A 17,442-nucleotide genomic window follows, 5' to 3' on the forward strand; every position below is an offset into this window, starting at 1 on the left:
GGCGCGGCCTCGGCCAAACTGAGCCGTCACGCCGGGCGCGTCACGAACGCGCCGAGGCGTGCGAGGGTCTTCTCCTTGCCGAGCAGCTCGATCGATTCGAAGAGCGGCGGCGAGACGCGGCGGCCGCTCAGCGCGACGCGCAGCGGCCCGTAGGCGACGCGCGGCTTGAGCCCGAGACCGTCGATGAGGGCGGCGGACAGCGCGTCCTGGACGGCGGCCGTCGTGAACTCCGACTCGGGCACCAGCTCGAGCGCCGACACGGCCGCGAGGATGACCTCGTTCGCGTTGGCGGGCAGCGACTTCAGCGCGTCGTCGTCGTAGGAGACCCCGTCGGTGAAGAGGAAGCCGAGCAGGCCGGGCACGTCGCCCAGGAGTTGCACGCGCTCCTGCACGAGCGGCGCGGCCGCTTCGATGAGGGCGAGCTGCTCCGGCGTGGGGGTCTCGCCGACGACGGTTGCAGCGGCCAGGTACGGCATGATGCGCGCGGCGAAGTCGGCGGCATCCAGCATCCTGATGTGGTCGCCGTTGATCGACTCGGCCTTCTTCTGGTCGAAGCGCGCGGGGTTCGGGTTGACGTCGGCGATGTCGAACGCGGCGATGAGCTCTTCGAGCGAGAAGACGTCGCGATCGGGAGCGAGCGACCAGCCGAGCAGCGACAGGTAGTTGAGCAGGCCCTCGTGGATGAAGCCCTTGTCGCGCTGCAGGAAGAGGTCGGCCTTGGGGTCGCGCTTGGAGAGCTTCTTGTTGCCCTCCTCCCCCAGCACGAGCGGCATGTGCCCGAACCGGGGCACGAAGTCGGTCACCCCGGCCGCGATGAGCGCACGGTAGAGCGACAGCTGGCGCGCCGTGGACGGCATGAGGTCTTCGCCGCGGATGACGTGCGTGATGCCCATGAGCGCGTCGTCAACGGGGTTCACGAACGTGTAGAGCGGCACGCCGCCTGCACGCACGATCACGAAGTCGGGGAACGAGCCTGCGGGGAAGGTCACCTCGCCCCGGATGAGGTCGACGTAGGTGAGGTCCTCGTCGGGCACACGCAGGCGCCAGGCGGGTTCGCGACCCTCGGCGCGGAAGGCCGCCTTCTCCTCGTCGGTGAGGTCGCGATCGTGGTTGTCGTAGCCGAGCTGCTTGGCGCGGCCGTTCGCCTCATTGCGGGCGTCGATCTCCTCCGCCGTCGAATAGCTCTCGTACACGGCACCGGCGGCGACGAGCTTCTCGAGCACCTCGCGATAGACGCCGTGACGCTGCGACTGGCGGTAGGGAGCGTGCGGGCCGCCGACCTCGACTCCTTCGTCCCAGTCGATCTCGAGCCACCGCAGCGCGTCGAGCAGCTGCTGGTAGCTCTCCTCACTGTCGCGCGCGGCATCGGTGTCTTCGATGCGGAAGACGAGCTTACCGCCGTTGTGACGGGCATAGGCCCAGTTGAAGAGGGCCGTGCGCACGAGTCCGACGTGCGGAAGACCCGTGGGCGAGGGGCAGAACCGGACGCGGACGTCGGCGCCGGTCGCGGTCGTGGTGCGGGGATCGGGTGCGGAAGACATCCTGCCCAGTCTAGTTGCGGGATGCCGCGCCCCCCTGGGCGACCGCAGCCCGCGCGACCGAAGCCGGGTCGACGACGTGCGCGAGGGCGGCGAGCACCGTCCGCACCGACGGCACGCGCTCGGCGCCGTGCGCCGTCACGACGTGCAGCGTGCGCCGCTCTCCCGGCGGAAGCGCGAGCGTCACGATGCCCGGGAGCTGCGGGAACGACTCCACCGCGAGCCTGGGAAGCGTCGCCACGCCGATGCCCTGCGCGACGAGCCCCTCGACGGCGACGAAGTTGTCGGTCTCGAACGCGATCCGCGGCTCGAAGCCCGCGCGTCCGCACAGCTCGAGGAGGTGGCCACGGCAGCGGGGGCATCCCGCGATCCAGTCCTCCTCCGCGAGGACGGCGACGTCGACGTGCTCGCCCGTGGCCGCCGCATGCCCGATCGGCAGCACCGCGAGGAGGTCGTCGGACCCCACTGAGCGCACTTGCAGACCGCTCGCGCTCGACCGGTGCGGATCGTCGCGGTCGCCGGGATAGCTGAAGGTCAGGGCGATGTCGGCGCGGTCCTCGCGCACGGCCTCGACGGCTTCGGGCGGCTCGGCTTCGAGGTAGGTGACGGACACTCCGGGATGCCTCTCCCCGAGCAATGCGAGCAGTCGCGGCACGATCGTGGGCGAGGCCGACGGGAAGCCGACGAGCCGCACTCTGCCCGCGCGCAGGCCGCGCAGCTCGGCCAGCTCCCCCACTGCCGCGTCCAGCGCGGTGGTGACGGCGGGTGCGTGCCGGGCGAGCACGCGTCCGGCCTCGGTCAGGCGCACCGACCGCCCGACGCGCTCGACGAGCGGCACACCGAGGCGCTGCTCGAGCCGCTTCAACTGCTGGCTGACGGCCGGCTGGCTGTACCCGAGGGATGCCGCGGCCGCCGTGATCGATCCCTCGTCGCCGATCGCCTTGACGAGACGGAGCGCCTGCGCATCCAGGTCGCCGTCATCGAGGAACACATCGGTCATGCACGAAGCATAACTGCACGGCATGATTCCCATGAAGAACCTGCCGTAGACCAATGGATGCCTCTCCCGCACACTCGAAGACATGCCCGTCACGATCGCTCCGCTCGTCACCGCTCAGTCGCAGTTCCTCGGCGGCCGCGGCTATCTTGCGGCGTGCACGGTCGGACTCCCGCCGCGTGCCGTCCGCGACGCCGTCATCGCCGACGTCGCGGCGTCGGCCGCGGGACGCCCCGATCCGGCGTCGTACTCGGCCCTTGTCGAGCGCTCCCGCGGCCATTTCGCGCGGCTCGTGGGTGTCGCCACGGACCGCGTCGCGATCGGGTCGCAGGTCTCGCCGTTCGCCGCCCTCGTCGCGGCGGCGCTTCCCGACGGTGCGGAGGTGCTCGCCCCCGAGGGCGACTTCTCGTCGGTCGTGCTGCCGTTCGTGCACGCGGGTCGCGGCATCCACGTGCGCACCGTTCCCCTCGAGGATCTCGCCGCCGAGATCCGGCGCGACACGGCGCTCGTCGCGTTCTCGCTCGTGCAGTCGGCGACGGGGGACGTCGCCGATGTCGACGCGATCGTCGACGCCGCACGCCGTCACGGCGCACGCACCTTCTGCGACGCGACGCAGGCGGTCGGGTGGCTGCCGGTCGACGCGACGATGTTCGACGCGCTCGTGTGCCACGCCTACAAGTGGCTGTGCGCACCGCGGGGTGTCGCGTTCCTCGCGGTGACGCGCGAGTTCGCGCGAGACATCCCCTCGCTGTTCGCCGGCTGGTATGCGGGCGACGACCCGTGGTCCTCGTGCTACGGCACCGACGTCGTGCTCGCCGGCGACGCCCGCCGCCTCGACGTCTCGCCCGCGTGGCAGGCCTTCGTCGGCGCCGAGCCCGCCCTCGCCCTGTTCGCCGGGCTCGAACGCGAAGCGCTGTACGCACATGCGACGGGCCTCGCGGCGGCCTTCCGCTACCGTCTCGGCCTCGACCAGCCCGAGCGTGCGAGTGCGATCGTGACGTGGGCCGATCCCGACGGCTGCGATGTGGCGCGGTTGACGGCCGCAGGCATCACAGCCTCGGGGCGGGCCGGCCGGGCGCGCGTCGCCTTCCACGTCTTCAACGACGAGGACGACGTCGACCTGGCCTGCGCTGCACTCGGGCGCTGACGGCGGGGAGCGCCACCGGCCGAACTCAGCGCCGCGCTCGGGGCGTCGTTCGCCTGCGACACGCCGGGCGAGCGGCGTGTCGACGCACCGCGCACGCCCCAAACCCGCCCAGAGTCAAGCCGATCAACCCCGCCGCGCCACGCCGGTGCGCAGGACGATCGGCGACAGCGCGGCGACGGCGACCACGGCGACGCCCACCACGAGGGCGAGTCCGCCGTAGCCGATCGCGCCGAGCGTGACGCCGGCGAGGATCGCCCCCGCGGCGCCCACGATGCTCATCGTGAAGTCGCTGATGCCCTGACGCCGCGTGCGCTTGTCTTCCGACGAGGCCTCGGTCAGCAGCGCCGATCCTGCGACGGTCGACGCGCTCCAGCCCAGCCCGAGGAGCATGAGCGCGATCGTGACCGACGTCGTGGAGTCCTGCCCGAACGACGCTGTGAGCAGAGCCGCGACGAGGAAGCCCTGGCCGACCAGGATCGTCTGCACGCGCCCGATACGGTCGGCGAGGATGCCGAAGACCGGCGAGAGCGCGTACATGCCGGCGACGTGCAGGCTGATCGTGATGCCGATGATCGTGAGATCCGCGCCGTGGTGCAGCAGATGGACGGGGGTCATCGCCATGACCGACACCATGACGCCGTGCGTCGCGGCCACGGCGAAGATCGCATAGCGGGCGACGACAGGCCGGTCGGGCTTCGCGATGGCGCCCACGGTCTGCGTGGCGGCGCGATGCGCGACGACGCGCTGTGCCATGAGCAGCGGATCCGGGCGCAGCGCGACGAGATACAGCAGGATGCCGAGCACCTGGGCGACGAGGGTGAACACGTATGCACCGGTCAGCGTCGGCATGCCGAGCGCCGCGCCGATCTTCTCGCCCGGCCCCGTGAGATTCGGGCCGAGGACGGCGCCGATCGTCGTGGCCCAGACGACGATCGAGAGGTCGCGGGCGCGCGAGGCGTCCGTCGCCAGGTCGGCGGCGGCGAATCTCGACTGCAGGTTCGCCGCCTGTCCGGCGCCGATCAGGAGGAAGGCGAGCAGGAGCAGCGGGAACGAGTCGATGCGCACGGCCGTGACCACCAGCACGACGCCGACAAGCGCGATCGCCATGCCGTAGGCGAGCGACCTGCGGCGACCGAACCGGCGCGCGAACGCGGCGAGGGGCACCGCGAGGACGGCGGTCCCGAGCGTGATCGCGGCGGTCGCGAGGCCCGCGAACGACTCGTCGCCCGAGACGGAAGCGGCGATGACGGTGCCGAGCGAGATCGTCACGCCGAACGCGAGGCCGCCGAGCACCTGTCCGATGGACAGCACCCAGACGGTGCGGCGCTGGACGCGAGCGACCTCCGCAGCGGGCGGGGCCGCGGCATCCATCCTCTCGTCCTGAGTCATGTCGACCGCCGTCAGGCAGCGCGCGCGGTGTTGCGGAGGATGCCGAGGCCGCTGATCTCGACCTCGACGGTGTCGCCCGCGACGATCTGACCGACGCCGGCGGGCGTGCCCGTGAGGATCACGTCGCCGGGCAGCAGCGTGAAGGCAGCCGACGCGAACTCGATGATCTCGGCGAGCGAGAAGATCATGTCGGTGATCGGTCCCTGCTGGCGGACCTCGCCGTTGAGGAGCGTGGTGAGGGTGGCGGGTCCGGCCGGGTCGAACTCGGTCTCGATGGCGGGGCCGAGCGGGCACGACGTGTCGAAGCCCTTCGCCCGCGCCCACTGCCCGTCCGTCTTCTGCCAGTCGCGTGCCGTGAGGTCGTTGGCAATCGTGTAGCCGAAGACATAGTCCAGGGCGTCGGACGCCGAGACGTTCTTGGCGATCCGCCCGATCACGGCGGCGAGCTCGCCCTCGAAGCTGATGAAGTCGGAGTGCTTCGGCAGCACGACGGCGTCGCCGGGACCGACGACCGCCGTATTGGGCTTGAAGAACAGCATGGGCGCCGCGGGCACCTCGTTGCCGAGCTCGGCCGCGTGCTCGCGGTAGTTGCGGCCGATGCACACGACCTTCGAGCGCGGGATGACCGGCGCAAGGAGGGCGACGTCGCGAAGCGGAACGCGCTCACCCGTGGTGTCGAAGCCCGCGAACATCGGGTCGCCCGCGAGGACGACGAGCTCGCCCTCATCGACGATGCCGAAGCGGATGGCGTCCTGGTGGCTGAAGCGGGCGATCCTCACCAGGTCAGCCTAGCGACGCGCCGCACACGCGAAGGGGCGGATGCCTCCGCATCCACCCCTCATCACGTTCTCTCGTCGAAGCCTCAGGCGTCGAGGCGCAGCAGCCAGCCGTGCTTGTCTTCGCGACGGCCGTACTGGATGTCGGTGAGCTCCTGGCGCAGCTCGAGCGCGAGCGTGCCCGAGGGCTGCTCGTCGAGGAAGTCCTTGCCCTTGAGCAGGCCGATCGGGGTGACGACGGCGGCCGTGCCGCACGCGAACACCTCGACGATGTCGCCGGATGCCACGCCCTGGCGCCACTCGTCGAACGAGACCGCGCGGCCCTCGACCTTGTGGCCGCGGTCGACCGCGAGCTGCAGGATCGAGTCGCGCGTGATGCCCTCGAGGATCGAGTCGGACTGCGGCGTCACGAGGGTGCCGTCCTTGTAGACGAACACGACGTTCATGCCGCCGAGCTCCTCGACGTTGCGGTCCTGGTCGAGGAAGACGACCTGGTCGCACTCGTTCTCGTACGCCTCCGACTGAGGGAGCAGGCTCGCGGCGTAGTTGCCGCCCGTCTTCGCCGCACCCGTGCCGCCCTTGCCGGCACGCGCGTACTCCTCGCTGAGCCAGATCGAGACGGGCGCGATGCCGCGTGGGAAGTACGGGCCGGCAGGGCTTGCGATCAGGTAGTACGCGACCTTGTGCGCGGGGCGCACGCCGAGGAAGGCCTCCTTGGCGAACATGAACGGGCGCAGGTACAGGCTCTGATCCTCGCCCGACGGCACCCACGCGCCGTCGACGGCGATGAGCTCGCGAAGCGACTGCAGGAAGTACGGCACGGGCAGCTCGGGCAGCGCGAGACGCCGCGCCGAGCGCTGCAGGCGGCGCGCGTTCTGGTCGGGACGGAAGGTGTGCACCGAGCCGTCGGCGTGGCGGTAGGCCTTGATGCCCTCGAAGATCTCCTGGCCGTAGTGCAGCACGGCTGCCGCCGGGTCGAGCGTGATGGGGCCATACGGCGAGACGCGCGGGCGGTGCCAGCCGCCGTTCACCGACCAGCAGATGTCGACCATGTGGTCGGTGAAGCTCTTGCCGAAGCCGGGATCGGCGAGGATCTCCTCGCGCTGGGCCGGGCTCTTGGCGGCGAGGTTCTTGGTGACGGCGAACTCGAGGGGGGCGAGTCCGGTGTCGGGGTCGGTGTCGATGAGGGTCATGTCGTGTCCTGACTGAGATGTCTGGTGCGGCGACGTCGGCGGCGCGCGGCTTCCAGGTTACGCCTGGAGTCGCGCGGCGATCGCGTCGCCGATCTGCGCGGTGGTGCGGCTCGCGGTGCCGCGGTCTGCGATGTCGTCCTCGACCGCGCGGGTCACGCGGTCGGCTTCGTCCCGCAGCCCGAGGTGATCGAGCAGCAGGGAGATGGACAGGATCGCGGCCGTGGGATCGGCCTTCTGCTGTCCCGCGATGTCGGGCGCCGAACCGTGCACGGGCTCGAACATCGAGGGGAACGCGCCGTCGGGGTTGATGTTGCCCGAAGCGGCGAGACCGATGCCACCGGTGACGGCGCCGGCCAGGTCAGTCAGGATGTCGCCGAAGAGGTTGTCGGTGACGATCACATCGAAGCGACCGGGGTTCGTGACCAGGTAGATCGTGGCCGCGTCGACGTGGATGTAGTCTACGGCGACTTCGGGATGCTCCTTCGCCACCTCGTCGACGACGCGCTTCCAGATGCCGCCCGCGTGCACGAGCACGTTCGTCTTGTGCACAAGCGTGAGCTTCTTGCGGCGGCGCTCGGCGAGGTCGAACGCGTAGCGCACGACGCGCTCCACGCCGAAGGCGGTGTTGACGGACGTCTCGTTGGCGACCTCCTGCGGCGTGCCGCGACGGATCGAGCCGCCGTTGCCGACGTACGGGCCCTCCGTGCCTTCGCGCACGACCACGAAGTCGATGTCGCCCGGGTCGGCGAGCGGGCCGGGCGCACCGGGATACAGCTTCGACGGGCGCAGGTTGACGTAGTGGTCGAGCTCGAACCGGAGCTTGAGCAGCAGGCCGCGCTCGATGTTGGCGTCCTTCAGGCGGGGGTCGCCGGGCACTCCCCCGACGGCGCCGAGGAGGATCGCGTCGTTGCCCTTGATCGCGTCGAGATCGGCATCGGTGAGCGTGTCGCCCGTCTCGAGGAAGCGCGCGGCGCCCAGCTCGAACCGTGTCTTGTCGAACTGGATGCCGCTGCCGGAGGTCGCGGCATCCAGCACCTTCTCCGCCTCGGCGATGACTTCGGGACCGATTCCGTCACCCGGGATGACGGCGAGCTTGACGACGCGTGGCATCCCTCCAGCCTAGAGCCGCAGCGTCTGGATCCCCGTCGGTGTGTCGAGCCGATACGGTCGCGACGAGCCGACACGCTTCCGACGGTCGGAAGCGTGTCGGCTCGACGGAGGCGTATCGGCTCGCGGACGGGGAGTCAGCGGGAGCGGCTCAGCATCGTCGCCGCGACGACGGCCGCGATCGCGACGAGCGCCGCGCCGATGAGAGCCGTCGTCGTGACGCCTGCGTCGAAGGCGTGGGATGCGGCATCCCGAACCGCATCGCCGAGCGCGCCGCCCAGGCTGTCAGCGGTGTGCATCGCGCCCGCGAGCGTCTCGCGTGCTGCGACGGCCTCCGACGGCGAGAGGCCCTCGGGAAGCACGAGGCCCCCGCGGTACAGCGCCGTGAGCAGGCCGCCGAGGATCGCCGTGCCGAGCACGGCCCCGAGCTCGTACGCCGTCTCGGAGACGGCACTCGCGGCCCCCGCCTTCGACGGCGGCGCGCTCGAGAGGATGAGCTCGTTCGAGACGGTCTCTGCCATGCCGATGCCGATGCCGAGCGCGACGAAGGCCGCGATGATGGCGACGAGGCTGTCGCTGCCCGCCACGACCGCGATCGTGACGTAGCCCGCGATCGACAGCGTGAGCGCGCCCGGCACCACGATGCGCGGCGAGAACCGCTTCGAGATCGGCACGACGACGAGTCCCGCGACGATCATGGCGGCGAGGCCCGGCACGAGCGCGAAGCCCGCATCCATCGGCGACAGTCCGACGATGAGCTGCAGGTGCTGCGCGACGAAGAAGAGGAACCCGACGAGCGCGATGACGCTCAGGAGGTTGACGAGCAGCGCTCCGGTGAACGTCGCACGCTGGAAGAGGCGCATGTCGAGCATGGGCGTCTCGGCGCGCAGCTGGCGACGGACGAACAGGATGCCGAACCCGAGGCCCACGGCGAAGAGCACCGCGATCGTCGGGCTGAACCCGTGCACCGCGATCTCGGTGATGCCGTAGACGATCGGCACCATCGTGCCGAGCGACAGCAGGATGCTGAGCGGGTCGAGGCGGCCCGGGTGCGGGTCGCGGCTCTCCGGCACGAGGATCGGCGCCAGGACGAGCAGCGGGATGAGCACGGGCACGGCCATGAGGAAGACCGAGCCCCACGAGAAATGCGCGAGGAGGAAGCCGCCGACGATGGGGCCGAGCGCGGAGCCGGCGGAGAACATCGATGCCCAGATCGCGATCGCGAGGCGGCGCTGGTCGCGGTCGGTGAAGATGCTCCGCAGCAGCGACAGCGTCGACGGCATGAGCATCGCCCCGAAGACGCCCATCGCGGCACGAGCGGCGATGAGGAGCGCCGCCGTCGGGGCGAAGGCGGCGGCCGCGGAGACGAGCGCGAAGCCGGTGGCGCCGATGAGCAGCATCCGCCGCCGTCCGAAGCGGTCGCCGAGGGTGCCCATCGTCACGAGCAGGCTCGCGAGCACGAGCGGGTACGCGTCGATGATCCACAGCTGCTGCGCGCCGCTCGGCTCGAGGTCGAGCGCGATCTGCGGCAGCGCGAAGCTGAGCACCGTGTTGTCGACCGAGACGAGCAGCACGGGCAGCATGAGCACGACGAGCGCGGCCCAGCCGCGCCAGCCGACGCGCTCGGCGCGCTCGTCGGCGATGCGGAGTTCCTGAGTGAGTGTCATCATTTCTAACCCGTCCAGCCGGTATAGTATCAGAATCCCGTCGGTACGATCGAGGAATGAGCCGACCTCCCCGCGCCCGTGAGAGCGTGCTCGATGCGTTCGAGGCGACGCTCATCCAGTCGGGTGAGCGCGCGGCGACGATGGATGCCACGGCGCGCGCCGCGGGCGTCTCCAAGGGCGGGCTGCTCTACCACTTCGCGTCGAAGGAGGCCCTCGAGGCCGGCCTCATCGAGCGACTCCGCGCGCTCGTCGACGACGACATCGCGCTCATGGCGGCCGCCCCCGAGGGTGCGGTCTCCTACTTCCTGCGGACGTCGGTCATGGACGACGATCCGCTCGACCGCGCCATCATCGCGGTGTCACGCCTGGCCCAGGGCGGCTCGGGCGCGGCGGGAACCGCGCTCCGCGACATGCGCTTGCGCTGGCAGGAGGCGCTGCGACCGCACGCGAAGGACGCCGCGGCCCTCGACCTCGTGATGCTCGTGAGCGACGGGCTCTACTTCAACAACGCCCTCGAGGGCGGCGTCGTCTCGGGCGCCGTGCCGAAGGGCGCCGATCTCGACAGGCTCATCGCCCTCGTCGAGGCCGCCGCGCGGGGCTGACCCGTCCGGCGGCGACCTTCACTCCCCCGGCATTGCTGAGGGTCCTCGCGAGGTGCTCTTCCTGAGGTTCGGGGGCTGAATCTCCGGGAATGCGCGGGGGCTTTCCGCGGCTTGGCGACGGGGATGACGTCGCCGCAGTCGAAGCGCCGGAGTCCCTCGAGCGCGAGGCTGCGGAACTCCGGCGCCGACACGATCAGACCTCGGCGATCTCGATCTGCCGGAAGAGGTCGGCGCCGACGGCCGTGCGCATCTGCTCGAGGATGTCGTCGGGCACGGGCGAGTCGACCGTGAGCACCGAGAGCGCGCGGCCGGTCGCGTCGGGGTGGGCGACCTGGAGTCCGGCGATGTTGATCTCGGCGTCGCCGAGCTCCTTGCCGTAGATCGCGACGATGCCGGGGCGGTCCGCGTAGCGCATGACGACGTGGTACCGCTCGAAGGGCACCTCGATCTCGTAGCCGTTGATGCCGACGACCTTCGGCACCATGCGGGTGCCGGCGAGCGTGCCGGCGACCGTGAGCACCGTGCCGTCGGCGAGCGTGCCGCGGAGGATCGTGATGTTGCGGTACAGCGGGCTCTCGGCCTCGACGATCAGTCGCGTGTCGATGCCGCGCTGCTCGGCGAACAGGGGGGCGTTCACGTAGGAGACGTTCTCGCTCACGATGTTCGTGAAGATGCCCTTGAGCGCCGCGAGCTTGTACACGCTGACGTCGTAGGCGGCGAGCTCGCCGCGCACCTCGATGTCGAGGCTCGTGAGCGCCGAGTGGGAGAGGCCCGTGAAGAACTGGCCGAGCATCTCGACGAGGGCGATGCCGGGGCGCACGAACGGGTCGATGACGCCGCCGGCGACGTTGACGGCGTCGGGCACGAGGTCGCCTTCGAGCGCGAGCTTGACCGAGCGGGCGACGGAAACGCCGGCCTTCTCCTGCGCCTCGGCGGTGCTCGCGCCGAGGTGCGGGGTGCCGACGACGTTGGGGAGGGCGACCAGACGAGCGGCGGCCGTGTCGGGCTTGGGGGGCTCGCTCGTGAAGACGTCGAGGCCGGCGCCCGCGATGCGGCCGCTCGTGAGGGCCTCGTGCAGCGCCTCCTCGTCGATGAGTCCACCGCGTGCGACGTTGACGACGCACGCGGTCGGCTTCATGAGCGCGAACTGCTCAGTCGAGATCATGCCGGTCGTCTCGGGCGTCTTCGGCATGTGCACGGTGACGAAGTCGGCCTGGCGGAGCACGTCGTCGAAGGAGAGCAGCTCGACGCCGAGCTGCTGCGCGCGAGCCGGCGTGATGTAGGGGTCGTAGCCGACGACGCGCACACCGAAGGCGCGCAGGCGTTCGGCGACGAGCGCGCCGATGCGGCCGAGGCCGAAGATGCCGACCGTCTTCTCGAAGAGCTCGGTTCCGGTGAACGAGCTGCGCTTCCAGGCGCCGGCGGCGAGCGAGGCGTGCGCGGCAGGGATGTGGCGCGCGAGGCTCAGGATGTGGCCGACCGTGAGCTCGGCGGCCGAGATGACGTTCGACGTCGGGGCGTTGACGACCATGACACCCGCGGTCGTGGCCGCCTTGATGTCGACGTTGTCGAGTCCGACGCCCGCGCGCGCGACGACCTTGAGGAGGGGCGCTGCGGCGATCGCCTCCTCGTCGATGCGGGTGGCGGAGCGGATCAGCACCGCGTTCGCGTCGGCGAGCGCGGTCAGCAGGGCGGGACGATCGGTTCCGTCGACGTTGCGCACGTCGAAGTCGGGGCCGAGGGCGTCGATCGTGGCGGGTGAGAGTTCTTCGGCGATCAGGACGACGGGCTTGGACACGGCGAAAGACCTTCGGGGCGGTGCACGGCGGCAGAGACGGTGGGGATGCCGTGCCGCACAGCGTCGGGGCCGGCGGTGCCAGCCTACCGTGCGCCCGGCGCCGGCCCCGACCGTGTGACGCTCGTCAGCCGCCGTAGAGCGCCGTCGAAGCGGCGGCGTAGGCGAAGACGTTCAGCCAGAACGCCGCGACGAGAGCGAGGCCGGTGAGCATGACGAGCGCGAACTGGCCTGCGCGCCGGCGCCAGCCGATCGCGAACGCGGCGCCGAAGACGACGATCGGGAAGACGATCGGCAGGATCAGGACGAACCAGCCGTAGCCGCTCAGACCCTCGACGCCGCTCGCCTGCTGGATGAGGAATCCGAGTGCCGTCCAGACGACGTAGGCGTAGAGCAGCGCGAAGACGCCGGCGATCGTGACGATGAGCCAGACCGGAAGGGCGGGCTTGCGGACGGATGCTTCGGCGGTGGTCACAGCAGCGCTCCCGCGAGGACGAACGGCCAGGGGATGAGGAGGACGGCACCCGCGACGAGCAGTACGAAGCGCAGCCACGAGCGCCCGGTGCGGGTGAGCCACAGGACCGTGACGAACCACAGCGGCAGCGCGGCGACCGCCAGCCACAGCGTGATCTGGAAGGCCGCGGGCTCGAGGAAGAGCGACGCGACGAGCTGCAGCCGCGCGGCTCCGAGCAGCCAGCCCAGAGTGAGGAGCAGGTAGACGCCGCCCAGGATGCCGAGACCGACGAGCGCCGCGCTGCTCATCTGACGGCGCTCGGGCTCCTCCCCGAGTTCCTCAGGAGGCTCGGGCTTCGACCCCTCGACAGGCTCGGGGACCGAGTCGGACTCTGGGACCGGAGCGGCGTCGGCGGGCGACTGTTCCTCGAAGGGCGTGGGCTTCGACCCCTCGACAGGCTCGGGGACCGGATCGGCGTCGGCGGGCGAACCGCTGCCGACGTCGAGCGTCGGATCGTCGTCGCCGTCCCAGCTCAGGGCGTCATCGTCGCGTCCGCGGGTCACTCCCCCAGCGTAGTGGCGCGGTCTCCCCCGGATCGGATGACGCGACCCCGCTGGCCCGCTAGCCTCGGGCATGCACGGCGCCGAGGAAGGCGCCGCCACCTGGGGGTGATCGCATGTGCCGCTGGCTCGCCTATGCGGGAGAACCGCTGCAGCCGTCCACTCTGATCCTCGAGACGAAGCACTCGCTCGTCGCGCAGTCGCTCAACTCGCCGCTCGGCTTCGAGACGGTCAACGGCGACGGGTTCGGGGTCGGCTGGTACGGGAAGGATGCCGCGCCCGGCACACCGCCCGCCATGTTCCACAGCATCGAGCCGGCCTGGCACGACGAGAACCTGCGCGAGCTCACGCAGGCGATCGAGAGCCCGCTGTTCCTCGCGCACGTGCGGGCCGCGGCGGCACCGCCCATCCAGCAGACCAACTGCCACCCCTTCCGGCACGGACACTGGCTGTTCATGCACAACGGCGGGCTCGCGCACTTCTCCCGCCTGCGTCGCGACCTCATGCTCGCGGTCGATCCGGAGCTGTTCCCGCACATCCGCGGTACGACCGACTCCGAGGTGCTCTTCCATCTCGCCGTCACGTACGGCCTGCAGGAGGACCCGATCCGCGGGCTCGGACGCGCGATCCGCCACGTCGAGAAGACCGCCGACGGGTTCGGCATCCGCGATGTCGTCCAGGGCACCTTCGCGGTGAGCGACGGCCGCACCCTGTGGGCGTTCCGCTACTCGACGGTGGGCCGCTCCCGCACCCTGTTCCACTCGGCCGACATGGCGACGCTGCAGGAGACCTACCCGCACAACGAGAAGCTGCACCGGTTCGGCGCGAAGGCGCGCGTCGTCGTGTCCGAACCGCTGAGCGACCTGCCGGGCGCCTTCATCGAAGTGCCTGAGTCCACCGTCACGGTCCTCGACCCCGACGACTTCCATACGGAGCCCTTCCTCGCCGACTGACCAGCAGCCTTGCGGGTCAGCGGAGGGTCACGGCATCCGTTTCGACCGCTTTCGCGTGCTGCAGGGCGAGTGGAACGGAGAACGAGTCGTCGGCCTCGGTGTAGCGGTGCTGCAGTCCCGCGTCGACGACGTTCCACGGCCGCTCGTTCGATTCGACGCCTTCGCTGCCGTCGTCGACGACGAACTGCCCGTAGTCGAACGGATAGCTCGCCGTCGCGCTCAGCGGCACCGAGAACGTGTCGACGGCCAGCATTCCGGCGGCGAGGTCGAGCTGGAGGAGGCGCTGGAACCCGGTCGCCCGCTCCCCCGTGTGCGTGCGGAACTCCTGGTAGTCGGCGAGGGCCTCGACGACGGTGTGGCCGGGGATGCCGCCGGCGTCTTCGGTCACGATCGCGCCGATGCCGTGGAAGTGCCCCGACAGCACGAGCACGACGTTGCGGTTCGGCGCGATGACCCGGTTCCACAGCAGGTCGGCGTGCGACACCCACCTGGACGAGTTCGAGCGCGAAGCGGCGACGCCCTCCGACTTGGGGGCGACGTGCTCGTGGGTCGCGATCACGATGTTGGCATCGGGATGCTGCGCCACGACCTGCTCGGCGAACACGATCTCTCGCTCGCCATAGGCGTACGGGAGCGACAGCACGACGAACCTCGCGCCGCCGGCCTGGAACCACGACCAGCTCGCACTGTTGTCGTCGGGCGCGACCGATCCGCCGTACCAGGACCGGCCGGCATAGCGCGAGGGTCCGAAGTACTCGTTGAACAGGTCGTTCGTGACACCGCGCTTGTTGTCGTGATTGCCCGGCAGCACGCTGTTCGGCAGCCCTGCCTCATCGAGCCCGGCCTCGAAGCGCGAAGCGATTGCGAATTCCCGCCGCGCGCGGTCCTCGCGCATGTCCGGGTCGACCCAGTTCTGGATGAGATCGCCCGTGTGGATCGCGAACCCGATCTTGCGCGCCTGCGCATTGCGGAGGATCCACGCGATCTCGCCCGCGTACACCTCGGGGTACGCCTCCGAGTAGTACTGCGTGTCGGTGAGGTGCGCGAGCGCGACGTCGTAATCGCCACGCTGCGCGATGCCGCCGCCCTCCGTGGCGAGGGCGTCCGCGCGGGGGACGACCTGGACGAGCAGCTGAGCCGTCCCGTCGCTCACCTCAGCGGGCAGCGCGCGACCCGACAGCGTGAGGGATGCCTCCGCCACCGTCGAGGCGGCGCTCTGGGCACCCGACGCGGTGTCGAGCGGGCGCCAGGCCGCGGCACCCCGATCCCAGACCGAGAGGCGCACGGCGCTGCGGCCCACGGTTCGGCCAGACCATGACACGACGCCGCCCTCCACGGGCAGCGCGACCTCGAGGCGCACGTAGGGGAGGCCGTACGCCTCATCGCGCGCGAGCAGCGCGTCGGGCGTCACCTCATGCTCACCGGGCGCGCTCAGCGTCGTGAGCGGCGCGGCGGACGCGCCCGCGACGGCGACACGCACCTCGGCAGGCACGCCTGATGTCGCGACGGCGCGGGTGAGCCGCGGCTCGGCGGGTGCATCGGCCGACGCGGCGATCGGCTGCGTCCCCGCCTCGGCGAGCAGGCGATCGGGATCGGGCGGCTCGCGCAGGTCGAGGACGCCCGGGGTGGCGCCGGCCGCGACGAAGTCGCTCGCATCGTCGCCCGCGAAGCCTGCGCGCTGATAGGTCTCGCCGCGCAGCCGGTCCACCGCGAACGTCGCGAGGGCGAGGCCCTTCGTGCAGGGGCTGTACCGTTCGACGCTCTCATCCATCTCGTTGCGGTGGTACACGCCGACGCTGTCGACGCGGTCGCCGTGCGCGTCTTCGACCCACACCCCGGCACCCGCGAGGGCGAACGGCGCCCAGAAGACGGCGTCGGCACGGGATGCGGCATCCGTCCCCGCGAGCGCCGCGAGCCACGTCGCACCGGGCGGAATCGTCGTGCCCGGCGCGATCGTGGCGAGGTCCTCGGTCGAGCGGAAGCCGTCGGCCGTGCACGCGACGAGCCTCCAGCCCGACACGTCGACCTCATCCGTGCCGTAGTTGCCGAGCTCGACAAAGGTGTGGCGCGCGTAGTCGTTCCGGTCGAGCGCAGGGTCGGTGGCGAGCTCGCTGATCGCCACTCCCCGCTGCTCGGGATAGGCGAACGCCTCGGCGGCGAGCCGCGTGTCGGTCGCCGCGTTGCGGGCACCCGGCGTGCGCGGCGCGATGAGCCACTCCCCCGCGGGCGTGCGCTGCCAGCTCTCACCCGATCGGTAGTCGAGGATGCCGGAGAGCTTTTCGTCGCCCGTCTGGCACGCCGTGTCGCGCTCCGAGGACACCGTCACGCCGTCGACCCGCCGGCCGTCGGCCGTCGCGATCAGGACGCCCGAGAAGACGTCGGCGAGCGAGATCGCCGCGCGCGCGTCGGCTTCTCCCGTGAAATCGGGGCCGACCACGACGAAGCGCTCCCCCGCGGCGAGCGACCGCCCCTCCGGGAACGAGTACTGCAGCGTCGCGGCCGAGGTCGTGCCGAGAGCCGTGCAGCGATAGACGCGCCAGCCGCCGACATCGACGGGCGCCCCGCCCGTGTTGCGCAGCTCGACGAGGTCGTCACCGTGTCCGGCGGGCCCGGCCGCGGCGATCTCGTCGATGCGCACGGGCTCGTCCGTCGTGGTGTCGGCCGCCTCGGCGTTGGCCTCACCCGGCGTCGCCCTGGCGCGCACCCAGTCCCCTGACGCGGTGCGCTGCCAGCTCTCGTCGAGCGCACCGGCGAGCGCCACGGGGAGGTTGCCGTCGCCGCATTCCCCCTCGGTCGGCGCCGGTTCCGACGGGTACACGCCGACGCCGTCGGCGACGGCGCCGTCGGGCGCGAGGAGCACGAGGCCGAATCCGAGCGATGACAGGGGCTCGGCGAAGACGGCGTCGGGCGCGGCATCCCATCGTCCGCCCGCTTGCGCCGCGAGGAATCTCTCACCCGGCACGAGCACGACACCGTCGAGCACGGCATCGGGTGCGGTCGGCTTGACCCGCAGCCCCTCGGCGTCGCAGCGGTACACGGTCCAGCCCGAGAGATCCACGGCGTGGTCGGCGCCGTTCTGCAGCTCGAAGAAGCCGTGCGTGGGTGCTTCCGCGGCGATCTCCGAGATCACGACGTCGCCGGCTGCCGCGGCGACCGCGTCCGGCGGCTCGGCCGCCTCCGCCGGCACGGATGCGGCAAGCGCAAGACACAACACGAGCGAGGAGGCCGCGACGGGCCGGAGCATCCGCACACGCCCACCGTCGC

General features: G+C 71.1%; 14 protein-coding genes. 3 read left to right on the forward strand and 11 right to left on the reverse strand.

The window, feature by feature from the left end:
• Window positions 1–26: 26 nt before the first annotated feature.
• Window positions 27–1,541: a glutamate--tRNA ligase gene (gltX, locus tag ACH3VR_RS07820; protein ID WP_396640187.1), complete on the reverse strand. Its 1,515-nt coding sequence runs from the start codon at window positions 1,539–1,541 to the stop codon at window positions 27–29.
• Between the two features lie 10 nt (window positions 1,542–1,551).
• Entirely contained in the window at window positions 1,552–2,538 is a 987-nt protein-coding gene (locus tag ACH3VR_RS07825; protein ID WP_396640188.1) for a LysR family transcriptional regulator, read from the reverse strand.
• Between the two features lie 82 nt (window positions 2,539–2,620).
• Here ACH3VR_RS07825 and ACH3VR_RS07830 point away from each other — a divergent pair, with 82 nt between their 5' ends.
• Window positions 2,621–3,682: an aminotransferase class V-fold PLP-dependent enzyme gene (locus ACH3VR_RS07830; RefSeq protein ID WP_396640189.1), complete on the forward strand. Its 1,062-nt coding sequence runs from the start codon at window positions 2,621–2,623 to the stop codon at window positions 3,680–3,682.
• A 123-nt stretch (window positions 3,683–3,805) separates the two neighbouring features.
• Here the strand turns inward: ACH3VR_RS07830 and ACH3VR_RS07835 are convergent, their stop codons facing one another.
• From ACH3VR_RS07835 to ACH3VR_RS07855, 5 genes are all read right to left on the reverse strand, one after another.
• Window positions 3,806–5,071, reverse strand: a complete 1,266-nt coding sequence (locus ACH3VR_RS07835) for an MFS transporter (protein WP_396640190.1) — start codon at window positions 5,069–5,071, stop codon at window positions 3,806–3,808.
• 11 nt (window positions 5,072–5,082) lie between these two features.
• Window positions 5,083–5,850, reverse strand: a complete 768-nt coding sequence (locus ACH3VR_RS07840) for a fumarylacetoacetate hydrolase family protein (protein WP_396640191.1) — start codon at window positions 5,848–5,850, stop codon at window positions 5,083–5,085.
• Between the two features lie 83 nt (window positions 5,851–5,933).
• Window positions 5,934–7,040: a branched-chain amino acid aminotransferase gene (locus tag ACH3VR_RS07845; protein WP_396640192.1), complete on the reverse strand. Its 1,107-nt coding sequence runs from the start codon at window positions 7,038–7,040 to the stop codon at window positions 5,934–5,936.
• Between the two features lie 57 nt (window positions 7,041–7,097).
• On the reverse strand, window positions 7,098–8,150 hold the full coding sequence (locus ACH3VR_RS07850; RefSeq protein WP_396640193.1) for a 3-isopropylmalate dehydrogenase: 1,053 nt from the start codon (window positions 8,148–8,150) through the stop codon (window positions 7,098–7,100).
• A gap of 134 nt (window positions 8,151–8,284) precedes the next feature.
• Window positions 8,285–9,817, reverse strand: coding sequence for an MFS transporter (locus ACH3VR_RS07855; RefSeq protein ID WP_396640194.1), 1,533 nt, complete (start codon window positions 9,815–9,817; stop codon window positions 8,285–8,287).
• Window positions 9,818–9,870: 53 nt separating this feature from the next.
• On the opposite strand from ACH3VR_RS07855, the gene ACH3VR_RS07860 reads away from it, so the two are divergent.
• Entirely contained in the window at window positions 9,871–10,416 is a 546-nt protein-coding gene (locus ACH3VR_RS07860; RefSeq protein WP_396640195.1) for a TetR/AcrR family transcriptional regulator, read from the forward strand.
• Between the two features lie 193 nt (window positions 10,417–10,609).
• Here ACH3VR_RS07860 and serA read toward each other — a convergent pair whose 3' ends face one another.
• From serA to ACH3VR_RS07875, 3 genes are all read right to left on the reverse strand, one after another.
• The gene (gene serA / locus ACH3VR_RS07865; protein ID WP_396640196.1) at window positions 10,610–12,214 is read right to left on the reverse strand and encodes a phosphoglycerate dehydrogenase; all 1,605 of its coding nucleotides are present in this window, start codon (window positions 12,212–12,214) and stop codon (window positions 10,610–10,612) included.
• 124 nt (window positions 12,215–12,338) lie between these two features.
• Entirely contained in the window at window positions 12,339–12,686 is a 348-nt protein-coding gene (locus ACH3VR_RS07870; protein ID WP_396640197.1) for a bacitracin resistance protein, read from the reverse strand.
• The gene (locus tag ACH3VR_RS07875) at window positions 12,683–13,228 is read right to left on the reverse strand and encodes a DNA polymerase III subunit gamma/tau (RefSeq protein WP_396640198.1); all 546 of its coding nucleotides are present in this window, start codon (window positions 13,226–13,228) and stop codon (window positions 12,683–12,685) included. Before ACH3VR_RS07875 ends, ACH3VR_RS07870 begins: the two co-directional genes overlap by 4 nt.
• A 113-nt stretch (window positions 13,229–13,341) precedes the next feature.
• On the opposite strand from ACH3VR_RS07875, the gene ACH3VR_RS07880 reads away from it, so the two are divergent.
• The gene (locus ACH3VR_RS07880; protein ID WP_396640199.1) at window positions 13,342–14,178 is read left to right on the forward strand and encodes a class II glutamine amidotransferase; all 837 of its coding nucleotides are present in this window, start codon (window positions 13,342–13,344) and stop codon (window positions 14,176–14,178) included.
• A 16-nt stretch (window positions 14,179–14,194) separates the two neighbouring features.
• Here the strand turns inward: ACH3VR_RS07880 and ACH3VR_RS07885 are convergent, their stop codons facing one another.
• Window positions 14,195–17,422 (reverse strand): lamin tail domain-containing protein, encoded by a 3,228-nt coding sequence (locus ACH3VR_RS07885; RefSeq protein WP_396640200.1) that lies wholly within the window; start codon window positions 17,420–17,422, stop codon window positions 14,195–14,197.
• Window positions 17,423–17,442: the final 20 nt, after the last annotated feature.

The organism is Microbacterium alkaliflavum (assembly GCF_044325405.1).
GTDB lineage: Bacteria > Actinomycetota > Actinomycetes > Actinomycetales > Microbacteriaceae > Microbacterium > Microbacterium alkaliflavum.